Raw genomic sequence first — 21,011 nt, 5'->3', positions numbered from 1 at the left:
ATCTGCCTCGGCGCCGCCGTCCTCAACGCCGCACAAAAACCCCTCGCCGGCATCGCCATCTCCCTCACCAGCGCGGAAGCCAGACCAGAGGTCCAAGAAACCCTCGGACAACTCATCGCAAACATCGCAAACCGCCTCGGACGCGCGGCGCCCGAAGCCTGAAACCTCAAGGCGCGACTCCTCGGGGGGTGCTCGCCATCATGGCAACCGCGAGAGGATCCCGCCCGGCCGGGATACGGCCGGACGGCCCCCGCCTCAGCCGTGCTCGGCGCTGTAGGTCTCGATCAGGCGGATGTAGTTCGCCCGCTCATAGGCGCCGGGTTCGCGCAGGCGGGCCTTGCTCATCACCCCGCGGATCCGCGATACGGAGGCCAGACCGCGCGCCGAGAGCCAGTCCGACAGCCCGTCGCGCAGCACCGTCACATGTTCGGGTCCGTGGCGCAGCAAGGCCGAGGTCGTCATGACCACATCGGCGCCGCCCAGCAGGAACTTCACCACCTCGTCCGGCCCCTCGACCCCCGACGATGCGGCGAGCGAACACTTCACCCGCCCCGCCAGAACCGCCGTCCACAGAAGCGGCAGGCGTATCTCGGCCGGGCCGGACAGTTCGAGCCGGCGCGACAGGCGCAGCCGGCCAAGCTCGATATCCGGCTGGATGTAGCGGTTGAAGATCACCAGCCCGTTCGCCCCCGCCGCGACCAGCCGCGCCGCCATATGCCCGACCGAGCTGAAGAACGGCGGGATCTTGACGATGACCGGCAGCTTGACCTGTTTCCGCACGGCCTCGAGAACGCGCAGGTAGCGCGCCTCGATTTCCTCTCCGGATTGGGTGATGTCGACCGGAACGTAATAGATGTTCAGCTCCAGCGCATCGGCCCCCGCCCGTTCCATCTCGGCCGCATATTCGACCCAGCCCGCCACGGAGGAGCCGTTGAGGCTGGCGATCACCGGGACGGACAGCGCCTCTTTCGCATTGCGGATGAGGGTCAGGTATTCCTCGGGCCCGACGCCATAGGGGCCGGTGACCGAGGGGGGCAGATAGCTTTGCGCCTCGGGGTTGTTGTCCTGCGCCTGCGCGAGGATGGCCGAGACGGCATGTTCCTGCGCCTCGACCTGTTCCTGAAACAGCGAGGGCAGGACCACCGCCCCGATGCCCGCCGCGTCCAGCCGCCTGAGCCATGACAGATGGGCGTTCTCGGGCGAGGGCGAGGCGACGATCGGGTTGCGCAGCGTCAGGCCCGCGTAATGGGTGGTCAGGTCCGGCTGGCGGGATGTTGCAAGGCGTTCCATCAGATATCCTTCCCGGCGGCCACCGTATCCTCGGGGCGCAGTTCATAGTTGAACCGCGCGCCGTCGCGGGCGGCAAGATCCTCGTATTGCATGTATTTCTCCTGGATCCAGCGCTCCGCCGCGATGGCCAGGGCCTCGGCCTCGGTCGGCCGCTCGCGGGCGAGCGACTGATAGCGGACCTCGTTGTAGGCATAGGCCTTGAACGGGATCGACGGCCGCGGACTGTCGAGCGAGAACGGGTTTTCCCCCACCTGCCGCAGCGCCGGGTTGAAGCGGAACAGCGGCCAGTAGCCCGAGGCGGTGGCCAGATCCTGCTGATGCAGCCCTTTGCGCATGTCGATCCCATGGGCGATGCAATGGCTGTAGGCAAGGATGAGCGACGGCCCCTCATAGGCCTCGGCCTCGCGGAAGGCCTGCAGGGTGTGCTGCGGATTGGCACCCATGGCGACCTGCGCCACATAGATGTTGCCGTAGGATATGGCCAGCATCGCCAGATCCTTTCTGGGCGTCCGCTTGCCGGCGGCGGCGAATTTCGCCACCGCGCCCAAAGGCGTCGCCTTCGAGGACTGGCCGCCGGTGTTGGAATAGACCTCGGTATCCAGCACGAGCACGTTGACATCGCGCCCCTGCGCCAGAACGTGGTCAAGCCCGCCATAGCCGATGTCATAGGCCCAGCCGTCGCCGCCCACGATCCAGATCGAGCGCCGCACGAGGTGATCGACCACCGACAGCAGGTGCTTGGCGTCCTCGTTGTCGCCCATCTCCAGCAGCCTGACCTTCAGCGCGCCGACCCGTTCGCGCTGCGCGCGGATCTGGCTTTCGGTCTTTTGCGGCGCATCGAGGATGGCCTTCGCCAGATCCTCGCCCACCTGCGGGGCAAGACGGCCAAGGTATTTCACCGCCAGCGCAAGCTGCTGGTCGGCGGCAAGCCGGTAGCCAAGACCGAATTCCGCATTGTCCTCGAACAGCGAATTGGACCACGCGGGCCCGCGCCCCTCGCCGTTCTTGGCCCACGGCGTCACCGGCAGGTTGCCACCGTAGATCGAGGAACAGCCCGTCGCATTCGCCACCTGCAGCCGGTCACCGAAAAGCTGCGACAGCAGGCGCAGATAGGGCGTCTCGCCGCAGCCCGCGCAGGCACCGGGGAATTCGAACAGCGGTTCAAGGAACTGCACGCCGCGGACATTGCCGAAATCGACCCGCGCCCGATCGTTGACCGGCAGCTTTTCGAAGAAGGCGATGTTCTCGCGTTCCTGCTTCAGGATCGGCAGCTTCTCGACGATGTTCAGCGCCTTGGTATCCGGCTCGATCGGCGACCATGCCGGGCAGGTCTCGACGCACAGGCCGCAGCCGGTGCAATCCTCGACATAGATCTGCAGGGTGAATTCGGTGTCCGGATAGCCGCGGGTATTGATCGGCGCATGGGCAAAGCCCTCGGGCGCGCCGGCCAGCCGGTCGGCGTTGTAGTATTTGGACCGGATCACCGCATGGGGGCAGACGAAGGAACACTGGCCGCACTGGATGCACAGATCCGAACGCCATTCCGGCACGGTGTCGGACACGTTGCGCTTTTCAAAGGCGGTGGTGCCCGAGGGGAAGGTGCCGTCGGCCGGGATGCGGGATACCGGGATCGTGTCGCCCTCGGCCGCGAACATCACCGCCGTGACCTCCTTGACGAAGGTCGGCGCATCGGCGGGCACCAGCGGCGCAAGCCCCGGGGCGGCGGCATCGACCGTGGCGGGGACCGTCACTTCGTGCAGCCGTTCCAGCGCCCCGTCCACGGCGGCGAAGTTCATCTTGACGATGCGCTCGCCCTTTTCGCCGTAGCTCTTGCGGATCGAGGCCTTGATATGGGTGATCGCCTCGTCCCGCGGCAGCACGCCCGACAGCGCGAAGAAGCAGGTCTGCAGGATCGTGTTGACCCGGAAGCCCAGCCCCAGCTCGCGCGCCGCCGAAGAGGCGTCGATCGTGTAGAACTTCAGCCCCTTGTCGATGATCGCCTGCTGCACCGGCTTCGGCAGATGGTGCCAGACCTCCTCCGCCCCGTAGGGCGCGTTCAGCAGGAAAGTGGCTCCCGGTGCCGCATATTTCAGGATGTCCTGCCGGGCGAGGAATTCGAACTTGTGGCAGGCGACGAACTGCGCCTCGCGGATCAGATAGGGGGCGCGGATCGGTTCCGGCCCGAAGCGCAGGTGGGAAATCGTCTGCGCGCCCGACTTGTGGCTGTCGTAGACGAAATAGCCCTGCGCGAAAAGCTCGGTATCCTCGCCGATGATCTTGACCGAGTTCTTGTTGGCCCCCACCGTGCCGTCGGCGCCGAGGCCGAAGAACACCGCCCGCGTCGTGCGCGGCGATTCGATCGAGAAGGCCGGATCGTAGCCGAGGCTGAGCCCCGTCAGGTCGTCCTCCACCCCGAGGGTGAAGGAATTCCGCGGCCGGTTGGCGATCAGGTTGTCGAACGCCGCCTTGACCATCGAGGGCGGGAAGTCCTTGGACGACAGCCCGTAGCGCCCGCCGACGATCAGCGGCAGCGCCGGCCAGTCGCCCCGGCTGACCGCCCCGGCAAGCGAGGCGATCACGTCCTGATACAGCGGCTCGCCCGTCGCGCCGGATTCCTTGCATTGTTCCAGAACGGCGATCTTCTGCACCGTCTTCGGCAGCACGGCAAGGAAATGCCCGGCCGAGAACGGCCGGTAGAGCCGCACCTGCACGATGCCCACCTTTTCGCCCGCGGCCGTCAGCGCCCGGACCGTTTCCTTGGCCGTCTCGGCGCCCGAACCCATGGCGATCAGCACCCGTTCGGCCTGCGGATCGCCGGTATATTCAAACAGCCCATAGCGCCGCCCGGTCAGGTCCGCGAACCGGTCGAGCAGCTTTTCCACGATCTCGGGCAGGGCGTCGTAATAGGGATTGGTCGCCTCGCGCGCCTGAAAGAAGGTGTCGGGATTATGCGCCGTGCCCCGGATCCGCGGATTTTCGGGGCTGAGCGCCCGCGCCCGGTGGGCCCGCACCAGATCGTCGTCGATCATCGTGCGCATCACCTCTTCGGGCAGCAGGTCGAGGGTGTTCAGCTCATGCGAGGTGCGGAACCCGTCGAAGAAATGCAGGAACGGCACCCGCCCCTGCAGCGTCGCGGCCTGCGCGATCAGCGCCATGTCCTGCGCCTCCTGCACGGAGGCCGAGTTCAGCAGCGCGAAGCCCGTGCCGCGCGCCGCCATCACGTCGGAATGGTCGCCAAAGATCGACAGCGCCGAGGTGGCCAGCGACCGCGCCGCCACATGGAACACCGTCGAGGTCAGCTCGCCCGCGATCTTGTACATGTTGGGCAGCATGAGCATCAGCCCCTGCGAGGCGGTGAAGGTCGTGGTCAGCGCCCCCGATTGCAGCGCGCCATGCACGGCGCCGGCGGCACCGCCCTCGGCCTGCATCTCCTGCACATGGACGATATCGCCCCACAGGTTCTGCTCCCCCGCGGCGGCCCATTCGTCGGCAAGCTCCGCCATGGTCGAGGACGGCGTGATCGGATAGATCGCGGCCACCTCGTTCACCTTGTAGGCCACCCGCGCGACGGCGGTATTGGCATCCATCGTCCGTCGGTTCATCTTGGCGCTGGTCATTGTACTGCCTCCGAAAGCGAGGGACCGGCCACCGCGACGGGCGCGCTTTCGGGCACCATGTCGATCGCGTGGCAGGGACATTGTTCGAAACAGGCCCGGCATCCGGTGCAGAGCGAGAGGTTGACCGAATAGCCCAGCCCGGGGCCGAGCTTGGTGATCGCATCCTCCGGACAGGCGGCGTAGCAATTGTCGCATTCGTAGCAATTGCCGCAGGACAGGCAGCGGCCCGCCTCGTGCAGGGCCTCGGCCTCGGTCAGGCCGCCCATGACCTCCTGAAAGCCGGTGCGCTGTTCGATCGGCGTTTCCGCCTGCTTCGCCTTCAGCGCATCGTCGAAGATCGGCAGGTGCAGGTCGTCGAAGGACACCAGCGGATGGCGCGGCGGATGTTCCCAGCGGGTGCCGTTCAGCCAGGCGTCGATATGGCGCGCGGCATGCTTGCCAAGCCCGACGGCATTGGTGACGGACCGCGTGGCGGGGGTCACGTCGCCGCCCGCGAACAGGCCGGGATGGCCGGTCTGCATGTCCTCGCCCACGATCAGCGTGCCGTCGGGGGCGAATTCCAGCCCCGGCACGCCGCGCAGGAAATCCACATCCGTCGTCTGTCCGAGCGCGAGCACGAGGCTGTCGGCCTTGAGCGTTTCATATTCGCCGGTGGGGGTGACCTTGCCCTTGTCGTCGATCGCCATCTTTTCGACGGTGATGTTCTCGCCGGTCATGTCCTTGATCGAGGACAGCCATTTGAAGGTGATGCCCTCCTCCTCTGCCTCCTGCGCCTCGAAGGCATGGGCGGGCATGTGGGCCGCGTCGCGGCGGTAGATGATCATCGCGTCGCTGGCGCCCAGCCGGCGCGCGGTGCGCGCGGCGTCCATCGCGGTGTTGCCGCCGCCGTAGATCGCCACCCGGCGGCCGAGCAGCGGTTTCTCCCCCTGACTGGCCGCCCGCAGCAGGTCGAGCGCATCCATCACCCGGGCCGCGTCGCGGGCGGGAATGTCGACATGCCGCCCGACCTGCGCCCCGATCGCCAGATAGACCGCGTCGTAGCCGCCGGCCCGCTGTTCGGCCAGAATGTCCGCCACCGGGTGGTTCAGCACGATCCGCACGCCCAGTTCCTCGACCCGCGCCACCTCGCGCGCAAGGATGTCGCGCGGCAGCCGGTAGGCGGGGATCGCGAAGCGCATCATCCCGCCCGCGATCGGCCCGGCCTCGAGGATCGTCACCCCATGCCCCCGGACCGCAAGATGCCACGCGGCGGACAGACCCGAAGGCCCGGCCCCCACGACAAGCACCTTCTTCCCCGTCGCGGGCGCCCGGGCGACTTTCCAGCCCTGCGCATTGCCGAGATCGCCGATATACCGTTCGATCGCATGGATGCTGACCGACCCGTCGAGCGACCCGCGATTGCACGCCCCTTCGCAGGGGTGATAGCAGACCCGCCCGTGGATTGCCGGAAATGGGTTGTCCGCCGTCATCACCTGCCACGCGCCGTGCCAGTCTCCGGCGCGCGCATGGTCGAGCCAGGCCTGAATGTTCTCGCCCGCGGGGCAGGCGTCGTTGCACGGCGGCATCAGGTCGACATAGACCGGATGGCTGCTTCGGACGACGCCGACCGCGTGTCTTTCGTCAAGGTTTACGGCGTGTCCGATATCTCTGATGGCTTCCGACATGGCTGAGTTCCTTTCAGGACCTTGCTGTGTTGGTGTTGCAGACGGGTGGTGTCGGCGATTCTCCTATTGGGCAGGTTCGGCATGGGCGGGAATGGCCTTGAGCGTGCCCGATTCCCGCAACGGAATTGTAAGAAGGATGGCCAGAACGATCCCCCCCAGAATCCACGCCCCCGCCGCCTGAAACGTGGCCAGCGTCATTTCCCCGCCTTCCGAGCGGCTGGCGAGGATCCGCCCGAACCCCGGATTGAGCACCGCCGTCATGGTGAAGACGATGAAGTTGATCGCCCCCGTGGCCGAGCCCTTCACCCGGTCCGGATTGAGTTCCTTGATCGACGTGTAGGGGATCATCGCCGCGCCCGACCCGATGCCAAGCGCCAGCCCCCCGACATAGGGCGGCAGCACCTCCGGCAGATACAGGATCAGCACCCCGGCCAGCAGCATCAGCACCGCGCCGCCGACGATCACCGGCTTGCGCCGCCCCATGCGGTCGGCGACATAGCCCAGAAGCGGGCAGCCGATGACCCAGCCGAGCGGCACCATCGAGGCCCGCGCCACCGCCTCGCCATAGCCCGCGCCCAGCCCCTCGCGCAGGAAGGGCACGCCCCAGATCATGGCGAAGATCGTCGTGGGCAGGAACAGAAGCCCGCCGATCAGGCCGCACAGCCAGCTTTGCGGATTGCCCAGAACCACCCGATAGGGCCGCCACCAGGCCTCGCGCGTGCGTTCCTCGACCGTCGCGGGCGGCGTCACCAGCGCCATGCCCACCGCCATGACCAGCAGGAAGAAGCCCGAGATGGCCCAGAAGGCCTGCCAGCTCATCATCCCGTGGATGACCGGCGCCACGGCGAACTGCCCGACCGCCCCGCCGAGCATGCCGAAGCACTGCGTCACGCCCACGGCCGTGGCAAGCCACGCCTTGGGGAACCCATGGGTGGCAAGGTAGACCGCACCGGTGAAGGCCATCGCCGATCCCGCGCCCTGCAACAGGCGCCCGGCCTCGGCCCCGAGGACCGAGCTGCTGCCGAACAGCAGCGCCCCCACCGCCACCGCGACGATCCCGGCGGGCACGGTGTATTTCGCCCCCGCCCGGTCCAGCGCCGCCCCGGAGACCAGCGCGAAGACCGAATAGGTGTAGTAATAAAGCCCGATCAGGGTGCCCAGTTCGACATTGCTCATCGCAAGCGCGCCGCCGAGTTCGGGCAGCATCACCCCCGGCGCCGAGCGGAGCGCGTATTGGACGAAATAGAACAGGCTGCACAGAAGCCATGCCGCGATGAAGGCGATTCTGGTCTCTTCCGCAGCGTTGAGGTCCCGTGAGGCCGGATTTGTCTCAGACATCGTCTGAACCTTCCAGATATGGGCGGGCGCGGTCGGCCCGTCACGTTCCGCCATGCCATTCGCATCACCTGCGGATAACGCCGCCATTGTCGGCGCGGTGGAACGGTCCCGCCTTGATCTGGCACAAATACCGGGCGGGGGATCCGGCTATGCGCTGCCCTCATGCCGCGCCTTTCGGATCATTCTCCGGAAGGCCCTCCCACCGCGACGGGCATCCGCTCCGCCGTCCCGGCGCCGAAGTCGTGCCCGAGGTGGAACAGCAGCCCGTCGGCAATGGCCGGCCCCAGCATCGAGGGATGGGTTTCATCGGGGAAGACGCGGTAGAAAACCTCGATCCTTCCGGTTCCGGCCAGACGTTCGGCCGCCAGCCTGCCGGAAAAGGCCGCATCGCTTCGCGGGTCCGATGCCGCGCGCCGCTCGCCGCCGGAATTTTCCATGAGCAGGCGGATCGGCGGCACCGGCGCGGCGGTCAGGTTCGCGCGGAAGCGCGCCTCCTCGGCGAGGATCGATCCCTTGTTCCACCAGATCGACGGGTCGGCAGCGATATAGCCGCTGAAAAGATGCGGCCGTTCGTAAAGCGCATGGAGCGTGAAGAGCCCGCCCAGAGAATGGCCGAACAGGCTGCGCCGCGCGGGATCGACGGGAAGGCGGCGCACGATTTCAGCCGACAATTCCCCCTCGATGAAATCAAGAAACACCTTCCGCCCGCCGGTGGCGCGGTCGCTGCGGCGGCCGCCGAAATTCCCGGGCGGGGTCAGGGGCGTCAGGTCCAGATAGCGCCGGTCCGCATCGAAACGGTAGGGCGTCGGGTAGCCGATGCCGACGATGACCACCGGGGCCTCGGGCGCCAGAGCCTCGCGCGCATGCCAGAACAGCGGGAAGGAGGCATTGCCGTCGAGCGCGAAGATCACCGAATATCCCCCGGCGGGCGCCCTCCCCCGGGGACGCCCGACGAAAATCCGCCAAGGCGCCCCGGCCGGACCAAGATCGAAGGTCTCGACCCGTGGATCCCCGATCACCTCGGCCGGGATGGTGTCGCCGCGCTGCCCCGCATCCGGTTGCGCAACCGATCTGTCCGCCCAGAGAAGCGCCGCCGAGGCGCACAGAACGGATCTGCGGGAAAACCGCTTCATATGGAAATCTCCGGTATCATGGCGTTTCACCGCGCGCCCGTTCCGGTCATGGGCAGGAACGGGCCGCCGGATCAGAACCTATGCGTCATCGCCAGCATCAGCGTGCGCGGCTCACCGCGGAAGTTGAAGACCGCGGTGGAGCCGACCCGGGTGTAATAGTCCTTGTCCAGCACGTTCGCGACACCGATCCGCAGGTCGGTGTCCTCGTTCAGATGGCGGATCGCCGTCAGGTCGAAGACCGCATAGCCCGGCGCCTTGATCGTCGTCGCCCCCGACACGCTGGAAAAGTTGGTCATCGCGCGCATCTGGCCACCGAAACTCCAGCCGGCGGCGGGGCCTTCGGTCACGTCGTACAGCAGGCCGACCTTCAGCATGTTGCGCGGGGTATAGGTCGAATAGGCCTCACCCGCATCCGCGCCCTTGGTGTATTCGGTCTCGTTGTAGGTGTAGCCCGCCGACAGGTGCAGGTTGTCATAAAGCTCGCCCGCGGCGGTCAGCTCGATGCCGCGCGAACGCACCTCGGCCGCGGTCTCGTAGACCCCTGTCGTCACCAGCTGCGCGACGTTCCGCTGACGCAGGTCGAAGATCGCGGCCGTCAGGTTCACCCCGTCATATTCCGACTTCACGCCGATCTCATATTGCCCGGAGGTCATCGGCTTCAGCGTATTGCCATCCGCATCCTGATAGGACTGCGGCTGGAAGATTTCCGAATAGCTGGCATAGAGCGTCGTCGAGGCCGTCAGATCGTAGGTCACGCCGGCGAAGGGGGTCAGCTTGCCGCTTTCCTTCAGCCGGCTGGCACTGCCGGTCAAAAGGTTGGTCGTCGTGTCGTCATACCACGACGCCCGCGCGCCGCCGATCAGCGCCAGTTCCGCCGTGGGCTTGATGCGGACCTGACCGTATATCCCCTTGGTCGTCGTCTGGGCGCGGGTGATGCTGGCCCAGTTGACCGTGGGTTTCGCCACGCCGCTGACATCCCAGTCGTCCAGATCCCAGCTGCCGGTGATCGCGCCGGTCGCGGATTTGGTGGTCGACTTGCTTCGTTCGTAGTCGGCGCCGACGATCGCGCTGCCATCCCAGCCGCCCAGCATGAAGGGAATCTCGGCATGGGCGTCCAGCGCGGTCGAGTCGTGTTTCCAGTCCCGCGCGAGCCAGCTCAGCCGGTTGACCGTATTGTCGGCATTCGCCGCGGCGCCCGCCCAGGCGTAATGGTAATCCGCCGTATGATGCGACTGCCGCAGCGCGAACTTGACCCGCGCGCCATTGCCGAAGCGGTGCTCCAGCGCGGCGACGGCATTGGTGATGCTGTTGTCGAAATGGTTCCAGTCCGCCGCCGTGGTCGCCCCGGCATCGGTCCAGATCAGGCTGCCGTCGGCATAGGTCGGCAGGCCGTTGAACGGCTTGATGTCCTTTTCCATGTGGCTGAGCGAGAAGGTGGCAAGCGTATCGGGCGTGATGTCCCAGGCGATCGTGCCATAGGCCGAGGTGACGCCGTTTTCCACCTTGTCGACGAAACCGTCGCCGTGGGTATAGGCCAGCACCGCACGGCCACGCACCGTGCCCTCGCGGTTCAGCGCGCCGCCATAGTCCAGCTCGCCCCGATAGCGGCCGTTGCCGTCCACCTGCGCCGAGACATAGCCGCCCGGATCGGTGCGGGTCGCCTGCTTCAGCCGCATGTTCATCGCGCCCGCCGGCGACCCCGCGGTGTTGAACAGCCCCGCCGGGCCCTTCAGCACCTCGATATGGTCGATCGTCGAAAGGTCGGGCTGCGTGGCGTTGATGGAGGTTTCCTCCATCGGCAGGCCGTCGTAATAGAGCCGGTCCAGCTCGAACCCGCGCAGATAGATCGAAGACCGCCCCTCGTCATTGGCCCAGACCAGAACGCCCGGCACATCGTTCAGCGCCGAATCCAGCGAGGTGTAGCTGTTGTTGCGGATCTGCGTATTGGTGACGACCGAGGTCGACTGCGGCACCTCGCGTTGCGACATCACCGACTTTTCCCCGACCGAGATCAGGTCCGACGTGTAGCTGTTGGTGCCCTCGGTTTCATAGCTGGAGCCGACGACGATCGTGTCCAGCGTGAGCGAGGGTTCGGCCGCGGCATCCGCCACCGCCGGATCGACAAGCGCCGCGGATTCAGGCGCCCCCAGACGCACCGCGACGCCGGTGCCCGCCACCAGCCCCTGCAACGCCGCCTCGGGCGCAAGGGTACCGCTGACGCCGGGCGAGGTCTTGCCGCGCAGAAGCTCCGACGAATAGCTGATCTGCCAGCCGCTCTGGCGGATGAAGGCGTCGATGGCCGAGGACAGCGGCTGCGCGGGGATCTGGAACGCCATCGTGCCGGGCGCGGCCTGCTGCGCCTGCGCCCGCGCGACGCCAAGGGGCGGGACGCCGCCCAGAACCGTCGAGGCCAGAAGAAGCGCAAGCACCCTGCCCCTTTTCGACCTCATGCCCCACGCGCGATAGGGGTCCGCCACGGTTTTCCTGACCATATTCCACTGTCCTCTCTTGTGCCTGAGGGCAGCCCGCGCGGCGCGCCTGCGTCACCCTCTGCTACCTAGACGCGGCAGGGGGACGGAGTCGGAAAAAATAGTTGAGTTCTTACCTCAGAATTATCACGCCACCCGGAAGGCGCGTCATCCTTACCCCGGCGGCATCGGCGAGCGTGCGGATCGCCCCCTCGATCCGGTCGAGGCGGTAGTTTCCCGTCACCACGATGCGGCTGATCCGGTCACCGGCGACGATGATCGTGCCGTCGTAATAGCGCGACAGTTCGGAAACCACCTCGCCCAGCCGGCTATCCCTGAACATCACCCGTCCCTCGCGCCAGGCGAGCCGCTCCGGCGAGGCCGGCACCGGCGCCTGCGGCCCGGCCGGGGGGACGGTCACGGCCTCGCCGGGGTGCAGCGCGACCGGACCGGCCCCGTCGCACAGGCAGCTGACATCGACGCGGCCTCGTTCCAGCACGACCTCGTCCCGGCCATCCTCACGGCGCAGCGAAAAGGCGGTGCCCTTCACCTCCGCCCGGCCAAAGCCCCCGGTGACGCGGAACGGATGATCGGGATCGTGGCGGACGTCGAACCACGCCTCGCCCCGCAGAAGGGAAACCTCCCGCCGGCCGTTGTCGAAATCGAGGGCGACGGCGGAATCGGTGTTCAGCACCATGGTGGACCCGTCGGGCAGCCAGACGGTGGCGCGATCGCCGGTGGCGGTCAGGTAATCGGCCCGCCAGTCCGCCATCATCCGCGGATAGTGCCAGATCCCCGCGGCCAGCGCCGCGACGGCCGCCACGGCGACGGCCCGCATCAGCCAGTCCTGCCTGCGCGGGACAGGCGCCCTGACGGTCTCGGGCGGCAGGCTTTCGACCGCCTTCAGAAAGGCGCTCGATCCCCACATCTCTTCCAGGGCGCGAAATTCGGCCGCGTGCCGGGGATCCTGCGCGAGCCACTGGCCGAACTGGTCCAGCACCGCGGGATCGGCCCCGCCGTCGCGCAGCCGGCCGAACCAGTCCAGCGCGGCATCGACGGCCGGGTCGTCATGGGTGTAACCCGCTGCGGCATCCACTGTTCGATCATGGCTTGGCGGCACGTTATGGTCCATTCCTTGGCTCGGGCTTCTTTACCTTGACGTTCGGCGGAACGGAAACCGGCAAGATCCCTTCCGCCGGGGATCCGCGCTTTCGGGGCCGGGTCACGTCTTTTCGTATCGGATCAGGGCGTCGCGGCAATGCCCCAGCGCCATACGGAGGTCGTTGAACACCGTGCGTTCGGAAATCCCCAGATGCCCGGCGATCCGCCGGTTCGGCCAGTTGTGCACGCGGGCGAGGATCATCACCGCCTGCACCCGCTCCGGCAGACCGGAAAGTGCCTGGACGAAATGGCCGAGCCGCTGTCTTTCGATGATCCCCTCCTCGATCGACACGACATCGCCGGGCACCTGTTCGACGGCGGCCGGGGCCAGCCCCTCGGCCTCGACGCGGCTCCGGGTGCCCTTGCGGCGCAGATGATCCAGCGCGAGGTTGCGCGCGATCTGGTGCAGGAACGCCTCGACATGTTCGACCGGCTCCTGCTGCATGGCGTTGCTGGCGCGGATCCAGGTTTCCTGGGTCAGATCCTCGGCGACCTGCGGATCATGGACGATGCGCATGACGGTCCAGACAAGCGAGGGGCGCGTGTTCATGAAAATGTCGGTCAGCACATGACTCATCGTGACGATCCATACCCGCACAGATGCCCGGCCGGAGTGGTCAGGCGGTTCACCATCGGTTGCAGTTGGCTACGGGGTGGGCCGGACCGGCCCGGATCTTGCTGACAGCGTCGCCGCCCCGCGAATGGGGATCGGGGCTTCCGCCCGTGGGGCCGGCAGGCGCTGCACTGCGAACCGGCTTCCCATAGCAGCCCTTGGAAAGGCGCAACAGCCCGCGGAGAGGATCACCGGCATGAAAAGGCCGGTCTGCCGGGACGGCGGGTTCCCGCCCCCCTCGTCACGGCAGGGCCGATCTGCCAGAGTGGCGCCGTGCAGACCGCAGGAGCCCCCATGCCGATCTATCTGAACGCCGCCAGCCACGGATTGCCGGACCGCGCGACACTCGAGGCCGCGAAGACGCGGATCGAGGCCGAGCTGGACCACGGGACGGTCCTGTCCGAAGATGCGGCGCAAGCGGACCTTGCCCGGGCGCGCACCGCGGCCGCGCGCCTTCTGGATGCGCCCGGGGCGCGGACCATCTTCGGCACGACGACGACGCAGTTGTGGCAGGCGGTCATCGGGCGGCTGCCCCTGACCGGCAGGCGCATTCTGCTTTCGCCGCATGAATGGGGCGCCAATATCCGGCACCTGCGGCACCTTGCCTCGATCCTCGATCTTGGCGTCGATGTCGTGCCCGAGGGCGAGGCCTTCGACCCCGCCGCCTGGCACGGCCGGATCGACGACAGGACCGCCGCGATCCTGCTGCCCGCCGTGACCAGCATCGAGGGATTGCTCTATCCGGTCGCGGCGATCGGCGCCCTGCCCCGGCCCGAGACCGCCCTTGTCATCGTCGACGCCGCGCAGGCGCTTGGCCGTGCGCCGGTTTCGATGGAGACGGGCTGCGACGTCCTTCTGGGGACGGCGCGGAAATGGCTGCGCGGGCCAAGGGGTACCGCCGTCGCCGCGCTTTCGCCCCGGGCGGAGCGGACGCTCGGGACCGATGCAATGGCGCTGGAGGCGCGGGATTTCAATGTCGCCGGCCGATGCGCCCTTGGCGTCGCCCTGAATGCCTGTCTGGACGCCGGGGTGGTGACGATCGCCGGGCGGATCGCCGAGCTGGAACGGGACCTGCGCGGGGCGCTGGAGGATTGCGACATCGCCGGAGCGCAGGTCCTCGCGGCGGCGGATGCGCACGCGCCGGGGACCGTCGTGCTGAGCGTCGCCGTGGCGGCGCGGGACCGGATCGACAACGCCCTGCGCGAACGGGACATCCTCGCCAAATGGTCGCTTCCGGCGACCGAGGAGCCGTTGTCCCGCCTCGCACAGGCCGGCGACCGGGCGTTTTTGCGGATGACGCCGCATCTATACAATAGGGGTGAAGAGATGCGTGTCGTGGCCGGAGCGCTTGCGGGATCGGGCGGCTGAGGCGGATTAGGGACCATACGCGGCCGCATTGGGAATATACTCAGCCGGTGTCGCGGGTGGATAGGACAGCAGGGGGCCAGCCCCCTCGCCCGTTCCGGGCTCACCCCCGGGATATTTATGGAAAGATGAATGGCAAGAGAGGCCGTGTGGAGGGTTTGTCATCCCGACCGAGGAGCGCCCCTTGGGGCACGCGGTCTTGACGCCGACGTGACCGGGCCAATATGGCCGGTGGCATGAAAGAGGTCGCGCGCATCCTTCTTTTGACAATATCGGCGATCGCCTTCGGTGGCGGCGTCGTTTTCGGCCTTCTGCTGATGGCCTCGTCGTCGCAGGGCGGGTTCTTTCCCGGTCTGGGTCTGGCGCTTGGCGGCCTTGCCATCGGGGCGGGGACGTTCCTGTCCTGGCTGTGCAACGGGATCGTCTGGGCGCTTGGCATGCGGTCCCGCTGGTTCGGCTGGGCGATTGTCGCGCAGAGCCTGCCCGCCCTGCTGTTCGCCGGCTGGCTCGGGTATCAGATCGGGGAGTCGTTTCTGGACCGGCGCGCCGGCGATCAGCGTGCCGAAATCCATGCGGCGATCGGGGCGGACGATCCGGCGGCCTACGACGCCGCCCGCGCCCGGTGCGGGGTGCGCTGCCAGAGTCGGGCGGGCCTGTCCTCCGACCTGCTGGCGGCGGTGGATGCGGGGGCGATCCGCGTCGCGCGCCATCTGGTCGAGGCCGGGACGCGGATGGACAGCGACGACTGGTATGGCTCGCGCGTGGATCTGTATACCTGCGAAGGATCCTATCTGCCCGCCCGTCTGGGTCTGAGCGCCGCCGTGGCGCGCGGCGACCGCGCGATGGTGGACCTGCTGCTGCCCGTCAGCGACGACAGAAGCAGGGAAGAGGCCCTGCTGACCGCCGCCAGACTTGACCGCATGGAGATGATCCGGGCGTTCCGCACCGCGGGTGTGCCTTTGCCGACAGGGGATGGCGATCCGCGGGACGGCCTTGTTGCGGCCGCCGCCTCCGGCGCCGCGATCGGGGTCGGGGAATGGCTGTTCGCCGAACGTCCGGTCCCCGTTGGCACGGCCGAACTGGAACAGGCGATGGAGGCCCTCTATCGCTTCATGGAGACGGTGACCGCGCCAAGGGCCCTGCCCTTCGCCCGGCTTCTGGTGGCGCAGGGCGCGGATGTCGATGCCCCGTTCCGGGGCGAGCCGACCTTTCTGGCCGAGGCCGTCCGCACCCGAAGGGCCCCTGCCGCCCGCGTATTGATCGCGGCCGGTGCCGATCCGGCGCGCCTTCCCGCCGAACGGAGGGCCGAACTGGAGGCCCTGCTGCAAGAACCCGACACCCCCGCCTATGATCGCAGCAGGCAAGGATGCGTCGCCCCATGAGAAACGCCACGGCCTTCCGCGTGGGCATTGCCGCCACGATCATGACGCGCGCGTCAGACCATGCGGCGGAAACCGGATGCGGCGTGCCTGCCCCGCACGGCCCTTTCGGGCAGGTCCGGCAGGTCTCTCTCCCGGGGCGATTCCCGTCTGCGCGTGAGGCCATGCGCGATATTGTCGCCGATCCCAAATGGGATACATTGCCTGCGACTGGGGAATAGCCATGCCTACGCAAAGCTCGATGCCGCATGTCCGGATGGACGACAGGATCACGACAGAGGCGCCGGCCTATGTCGGACTGCCCCCCGACATGTCGGTCTGATGGCCGGACCCGCGCGCAGCCTGTGCCTTCGGATACGGCGCGCCCATGCCCTGGCCCTGACGGAGGCACGCGATGACGGATGAAACCGGCGACAATCCCCGCGAAGCGCCGCCCCGCAAGCCCCGCACCCGCGGGCCGAGCCCGGAAAAGACTGCGCAGACGCGGTCCTGCCTGCTGCATGCCGCGCTGGATGAATTCGTCGAGAATGGCTTTGCCGGGGCGCAGATGTCGCGAATCACCGAGCGCGCGGGCATCGCGAAGGGCACCGCCTATCGCTATTTCCCGACCAAGTCGGCCCTGTTCGAGGGCGTCGTGGCGGAATTCATGGCCCCGCTGATCAGCGGCATCGGCCCGCCCGAGCCGCGCGCGGATGAGAGCGTCGGCGATTTCCTGCGCCGGAGCCTGATCCCGGTGATGACGACGATCGAGACCTCGCGCCGGGCCGACGTCGCCCGCCTCGTGCTGGCCGAGGGGCGGAATTTTCCGTTCATCGTTCAGGCCTATCGCCGCGAAGCCTATGATCGTACGATCGATTTCGTCCGCGCCGCGGCCCGCATCGCCATGGAACGCGGAGAGCTGACGGACGACCGCCTGCTGCGCCACCCGCAACTGATCTTCGCGCCGCTCTGGCTGGCGATGATCGAGACCGGCATCCTCGTGCCCGACGCGCCGGTTTCGGGTGCCGAGCTGCTGGCCGAACAGATCGACCTGATCTTTCCCCCCAGCCGTTGAATCCCCCGCCAAAGGACGTTGCGTGACGCATGTCGTCGCGCGCCAATTTGTCGCATTTTTCGCTTGTATAAAAGTGACCACAGAGTCACTTAATGCCTCCGGGTTTCAGGAGTCCGCACTGCCGGTTCACGCCGCAGCGTGGGGAAACCCGATCAAGGGGAAACGACATGACAGAAACGGTTACGCGCCCGCGGGCGGTGGTGGCGAAGGTCTTCGCCATCGTCATCGCGCTGATTGGCGCCGCATATGCCTGGGGAGGCGGCGAGCTGGCCGCCCTCGGAGGCACCTGGTATTTCCTGATCACCGGCATCGCGGTGATCGTCTCGGCCCTGCTGGTCTGGCGCGGCAGCGCCTGGGGCGGATGGCTGTATGCGCTGATGCTGGCCTGGACCTGGGTCTGGGCGGTGCATGAGGTCGGCGTCGATTTCTGGACGCTGCTGCCGCGCCTGACGGGGCCATTCCTGTTCGGCCTGTTTTTCCTGACGCCGTGGTATCGCGACAGCATCGTTTCCGGCCCGCGCCCCGCCATCGCCTGCAAGGGCATTCCGGCGGCTCTGGCGCTGTCGATCGCCGGGCTGTTCGTCTGGGGCTTTGCCACCGGCGACCTTCACGAGGTGCGCAACACCAAGGGGCTGCCCGCCGCCGTCGCGCAATATACCCCGGCCGCGGAACCGGGCGAATGGACGAATTACGGCAATGACGCCGCCGGCACCCGGTTTTCACCGCTGACGCAGATCACGCCCGACAACGTCAAGGATCTGCAGGTGGCCTGGACCTACCGCACCGGGGATTATCCGCCGCCCGAGGGGCCGAACCGCCGCTTTGAGGTGACGCCGCTGCAGGTGGGCGGCTCGGTCTATTTCTGCACGCCGCGCAACGACATCGTTTCGCTGAATGCCGAGACGGGCAAGGAGAACTGGCGCTTCAACGCGAATGTCAACCTGCGCGGTGTGACCGGCTCCGCCGCCTGTCGCGGGGTCGCCTATCACGAGGTCGCGGCCGCGCAGCAGGACATGTCCGTCCTGAACGGTGCGGGCCATGCGCTGTGCGCGCGCCGCATCATCGGGCCGACGGTCGATGCGCGGCTGCTGGCGGTCGACGCCGAGACGGGCGAACCCTGCACCGGCTTCGGCGACAACGGTCAGATCGACCTGAAACAGGGTCTGGGCACGGTCATCCCGGGATATTCCTATGTCTCCTCCGCCCCGGCCATCGCCTCGGGCAATATCGTGATCGGCGGCTGGATCTCGGACGGGCAGTCGGTGGACGAGCCTTCGGGCGTGATCCGGGCCTTCGACGCGGTGACGGGCCAGTTCGCATGGGCCTTCGACATGGGCCGCGAACATGACCACGCCATGCCCGGCCCGGGCGAGGAATTCACCCGCGGCACGCCGAACAGCTGGGGCCCGATTTCGGCCGACGATACGCTCGGCATGGTCTATCTGGGCACCGGCAACGCGACGCCCGACTATTACGCCGGTCATCGCCGCGACTTCGACAACGCCTTCGCGGGTTCTGTCCTTGCGCTCGACGCGAGGACGGGCGAACGGCGCTGGCTGTTCCAGACGGTCCACATGGACGTGTGGGACATGGATGTCGGCTCGCAGCCGAGCCTCGTGGACCTGAACGTCAATGGCGAGACGGTCCCCGCGCTCGTGCAACTGACCAAACGCGGGCAGAACTTCGTTCTCGACCGTCGCACCGGCGAACCGATCTACGACGTTCGGGAACTGCCCGCGCCGCAGGGTGGCGTGACGCCGGAACTGGTGTCCAAGACGCAGCCCTATTCGGTCGAGATGCCGGAATTTTCCGGGCTCGATCCCGCGAAGCCCACCGGCATCGACGAAACCGACATGTGGGGCGCGACGCCCTTCGATCTGATGTGGTGCCGGATCAAGTTCAAGGAAGCCCGCTGGGACGGCACGCTGACCCCGCCCGGAACCGACAGCATCGTGTTCATGCCGGGCTCGCTCGGCGGCAGCAACTGGGGCTCGGGATCCTTCGACCCGGAACGCAAGATCCTTGTCGCGAACTGGAACCGGGTGCCGATGTATCTGCGCCTGCTGCCGCGCCCCGAAGCCGACGCGATGGGCCTGAAGGCGGCCGATGGCTCGCCGGGCACCTCGGTCGGGGGCAACGTGCCGCAGATGGGCGTGCCCTATGCGGCGGGGCTTTCGCCCTTCATGTCGCCCTTGGGTGCGCCCTGCCTCGCCCCGCCCTACGGGATGGTGACGGCGGTCGATCTGACGACGAAGAAGGTCCTGTGGAGCCGCCGTTCCGGCACGGCCGAGGACAGCGGCCTGACCCTCGGCAAGACGCTGATCAAGTCGCATCTGCCGATCAAGCTGGGCGTGCCGGGTCTTGGCGGGTCGATCACGACCAAATCCGGTCTGGTGTTCGTCGCCGCCTCGGGCGAACAGTCGCTGCGCGCGATGGATCTGGCGACGGGCGACGTGCTGTGGAAGGGGCGCCTGCCGGCGGGCGGCAATGCCACGCCGATGACCTACATGGGGCCGGACGCGCGCCAGTATGTCGTCATCGCGGCGGGCGGTCACAACCTGATGCAGACGCAGCCGGGCGACTATCTGGTGGCCTTCGCCCTGCCGAAGAAGGACTGAAAAACGCTTGGGGGCGCGGATTTCCGCGCCCCTTCGCATACTCCGGGCACAGGTCATTCCTGAGCCGGTTCCCCTTCCGGTCACGCCACCCGGCGGTGACCCCATTGCGGGAAGGGATCGGGCAGGTTCGCCCAGTCCGTGGGCGTGAAGTCCCCGGCCTCGACCAGCGCCGCATCGAGCCGCGCGGTCAGCGCCGCCCTGTCCATGCCCGAGCCGATGAACACCAGTTCCTGCCGCCGGTCGCCCCAGGGATCCTCCCAGACCTTCGCCACCTCGGCCAGACTGTCGGGATGCGTGGGCCAGCGGTCGCGCGGGACCGAGGCCCACCAGCCGCCAAGCGGCGTGACGCTGGAAATCGCCCCGGCGAGGCTGAACTCCGCGGCCCAGTTCGGCCGGCTGGCGATCCAGAAATGCCCCTTGGCGCGGATCACGCCGGGCAGATCGCCGTTCAGCACGTCATGGATCCGCTTCGGATGGAACGGCCGCCGCGCGCGGTAGACGAAGGAGGAAATGCCGTATTCCTCGGTTTCGGGCACGTGCTCCTCGAACCCGTAAAGCTCCTTGGCCCACATCGGATGCATGTGGGCCTTGTCGAAATCAAAGAGGCCGGTGTCGAAGATCGCATCGGGCGCCACACGCGAAAAATCCGTCTCGATCAGCTTCGCATCGGGGTTCAGCGCCCGCACGATCTTGCGCGCGTGATCCAGCTGCACGGGGCCGGCCTCGGTCACCTTGTTCAGCACGATGACATCGGCGAATTCCATCTGATCGGTCAGCAGGTCGACCAGGGTGCGTTCGTCCTGCTCGCCAAGGCTTTCGCCGCGGTCGGCGATGAAATCGTGGCTGGCGAAATCCCGCGTCAGGTTCACCGCATCGACCACCGTCACCATCGTGTCGAGCCGCGCCACATCCGACAGGCTCCTGCCCTCCGCATCGCGGAAATCGAAGGTCGCGGCGACGGGCAGCGGCTCGGCGATGCCGGTGGATTCGATCAGCAGATAGTCAAAGCGCCCTTCGGCCGCGAGCCTGCGCACCTCGACCAGCAGATCGTCGCGCAGCGTGCAGCAGATGCAGCCGTTGGTCATCTCGACCAGCTTTTCCTCGGACCGGGACAGTTCGGCCCCGTCGCGCACGAGGTCCGCGTCGATGTTCACCTCGGACATGTCGTTGACGATGACCGCGACCCGGCGGCCGTCGCGGTTGTTCAGGATATGGTTCAGAAGCGTGGTCTTCCCCGCCCCGAGGAACCCGGACAGGACGGTGACGGGCAGGCGTTTGTCGGCTGAAGGCTGGCTGGCTGGCATGGCATCC

13 protein-coding genes are annotated in these 21,011 nt (G+C 67.5%); 4 read left to right on the top strand and 9 right to left on the bottom strand.

Features of this window, described 5'->3' with window-relative positions; translation table 11 throughout:
- Positions 1 to 255: 255 nt before the first annotated feature.
- The 8 genes from D2T30_RS11670 to D2T30_RS11635 all read right to left on the bottom strand — a co-directional run bounded on the left by D2T30_RS11670 (position 256) and on the right by D2T30_RS11635 (position 13,248).
- Entirely contained in the window at positions 256 to 1,290 is a 1,035-nt protein-coding gene (locus tag D2T30_RS11670) for a dihydroorotate dehydrogenase-like protein (protein ID WP_128209002.1), read from the bottom strand.
- Positions 1,290 to 4,907, bottom strand: coding sequence for a pyruvate:ferredoxin (flavodoxin) oxidoreductase (gene nifJ / locus D2T30_RS11665; RefSeq protein ID WP_206612937.1), 3,618 nt, complete (start codon positions 4,905 to 4,907; stop codon positions 1,290 to 1,292). Before nifJ ends, D2T30_RS11670 begins: the two co-directional genes overlap by 1 nt.
- Positions 4,904 to 6,571, bottom strand: coding sequence for an NAD(P)-binding protein (locus D2T30_RS11660; RefSeq protein WP_128209001.1), 1,668 nt, complete (start codon positions 6,569 to 6,571; stop codon positions 4,904 to 4,906). The genes nifJ and D2T30_RS11660 overlap by 4 nt, the downstream gene beginning before the upstream one ends.
- A gap of 63 nt (positions 6,572 to 6,634) precedes the next feature.
- Positions 6,635 to 7,909, bottom strand: coding sequence for an MFS transporter (locus D2T30_RS11655; RefSeq protein ID WP_128209000.1), 1,275 nt, complete (start codon positions 7,907 to 7,909; stop codon positions 6,635 to 6,637).
- A gap of 179 nt (positions 7,910 to 8,088) precedes the next feature.
- Positions 8,089 to 9,042 carry an alpha/beta hydrolase gene (locus D2T30_RS11650; RefSeq protein WP_128208999.1) on the bottom strand — a complete coding sequence of 318 codons (954 nt, stop codon included), beginning with the start codon at positions 9,040 to 9,042 and terminating at the stop codon, positions 8,089 to 8,091.
- A 71-nt stretch (positions 9,043 to 9,113) separates the two neighbouring features.
- Positions 9,114 to 11,534, bottom strand: coding sequence for a TonB-dependent siderophore receptor (locus D2T30_RS11645; protein WP_241651251.1), 2,421 nt, complete (start codon positions 11,532 to 11,534; stop codon positions 9,114 to 9,116).
- Between the two features lie 109 nt (positions 11,535 to 11,643).
- Entirely contained in the window at positions 11,644 to 12,642 is a 999-nt protein-coding gene (locus D2T30_RS11640) for a FecR family protein (RefSeq protein WP_128208998.1), read from the bottom strand.
- A 90-nt stretch (positions 12,643 to 12,732) separates the two neighbouring features.
- Entirely contained in the window at positions 12,733 to 13,248 is a 516-nt protein-coding gene (locus tag D2T30_RS11635) for an RNA polymerase sigma factor (protein WP_128208997.1), read from the bottom strand.
- Positions 13,249 to 13,578: 330 nt separating this feature from the next.
- Here D2T30_RS11635 and D2T30_RS11630 point away from each other — a divergent pair, with 330 nt between their 5' ends.
- The 4 genes from D2T30_RS11630 to D2T30_RS11615 all read left to right on the top strand — a co-directional run bounded on the left by D2T30_RS11630 (position 13,579) and on the right by D2T30_RS11615 (position 19,700).
- A complete protein-coding gene (locus D2T30_RS11630) occupies positions 13,579 to 14,652 on the top strand; it encodes an aminotransferase class V-fold PLP-dependent enzyme (protein ID WP_128208996.1) in 1,074 nt (357 codons plus the stop codon).
- 233 nt (positions 14,653 to 14,885) lie between these two features.
- Positions 14,886 to 16,031 carry a hypothetical protein gene (locus tag D2T30_RS11625; protein WP_128208995.1) on the top strand — a complete coding sequence of 382 codons (1,146 nt, stop codon included), beginning with the start codon at positions 14,886 to 14,888 and terminating at the stop codon, positions 16,029 to 16,031.
- Between the two features lie 391 nt (positions 16,032 to 16,422).
- Positions 16,423 to 17,082, top strand: coding sequence for a TetR/AcrR family transcriptional regulator (locus D2T30_RS11620; protein ID WP_128208994.1), 660 nt, complete (start codon positions 16,423 to 16,425; stop codon positions 17,080 to 17,082).
- Positions 17,083 to 17,249: 167 nt separating this feature from the next.
- Entirely contained in the window at positions 17,250 to 19,700 is a 2,451-nt protein-coding gene (locus D2T30_RS11615) for a membrane-bound PQQ-dependent dehydrogenase, glucose/quinate/shikimate family (protein WP_128208993.1), read from the top strand.
- An 80-nt stretch (positions 19,701 to 19,780) separates the two neighbouring features.
- Here D2T30_RS11615 and zigA read toward each other — a convergent pair whose 3' ends face one another.
- Entirely contained in the window at positions 19,781 to 21,004 is a 1,224-nt protein-coding gene (gene zigA / locus D2T30_RS11610) for a zinc metallochaperone GTPase ZigA (protein WP_128208992.1), read from the bottom strand.
- Positions 21,005 to 21,011: the final 7 nt, after the last annotated feature.

Source organism: Paenirhodobacter populi (assembly GCF_004022215.1).
In the GTDB taxonomy this organism is placed as follows: Bacteria; Pseudomonadota; Alphaproteobacteria; order Rhodobacterales; family Rhodobacteraceae; genus Rhodobacter; species Rhodobacter populi.
Note: the sequence above shows the minus strand (reverse complement) of the source record. Positions and strands in the feature narration are given on the sequence as shown.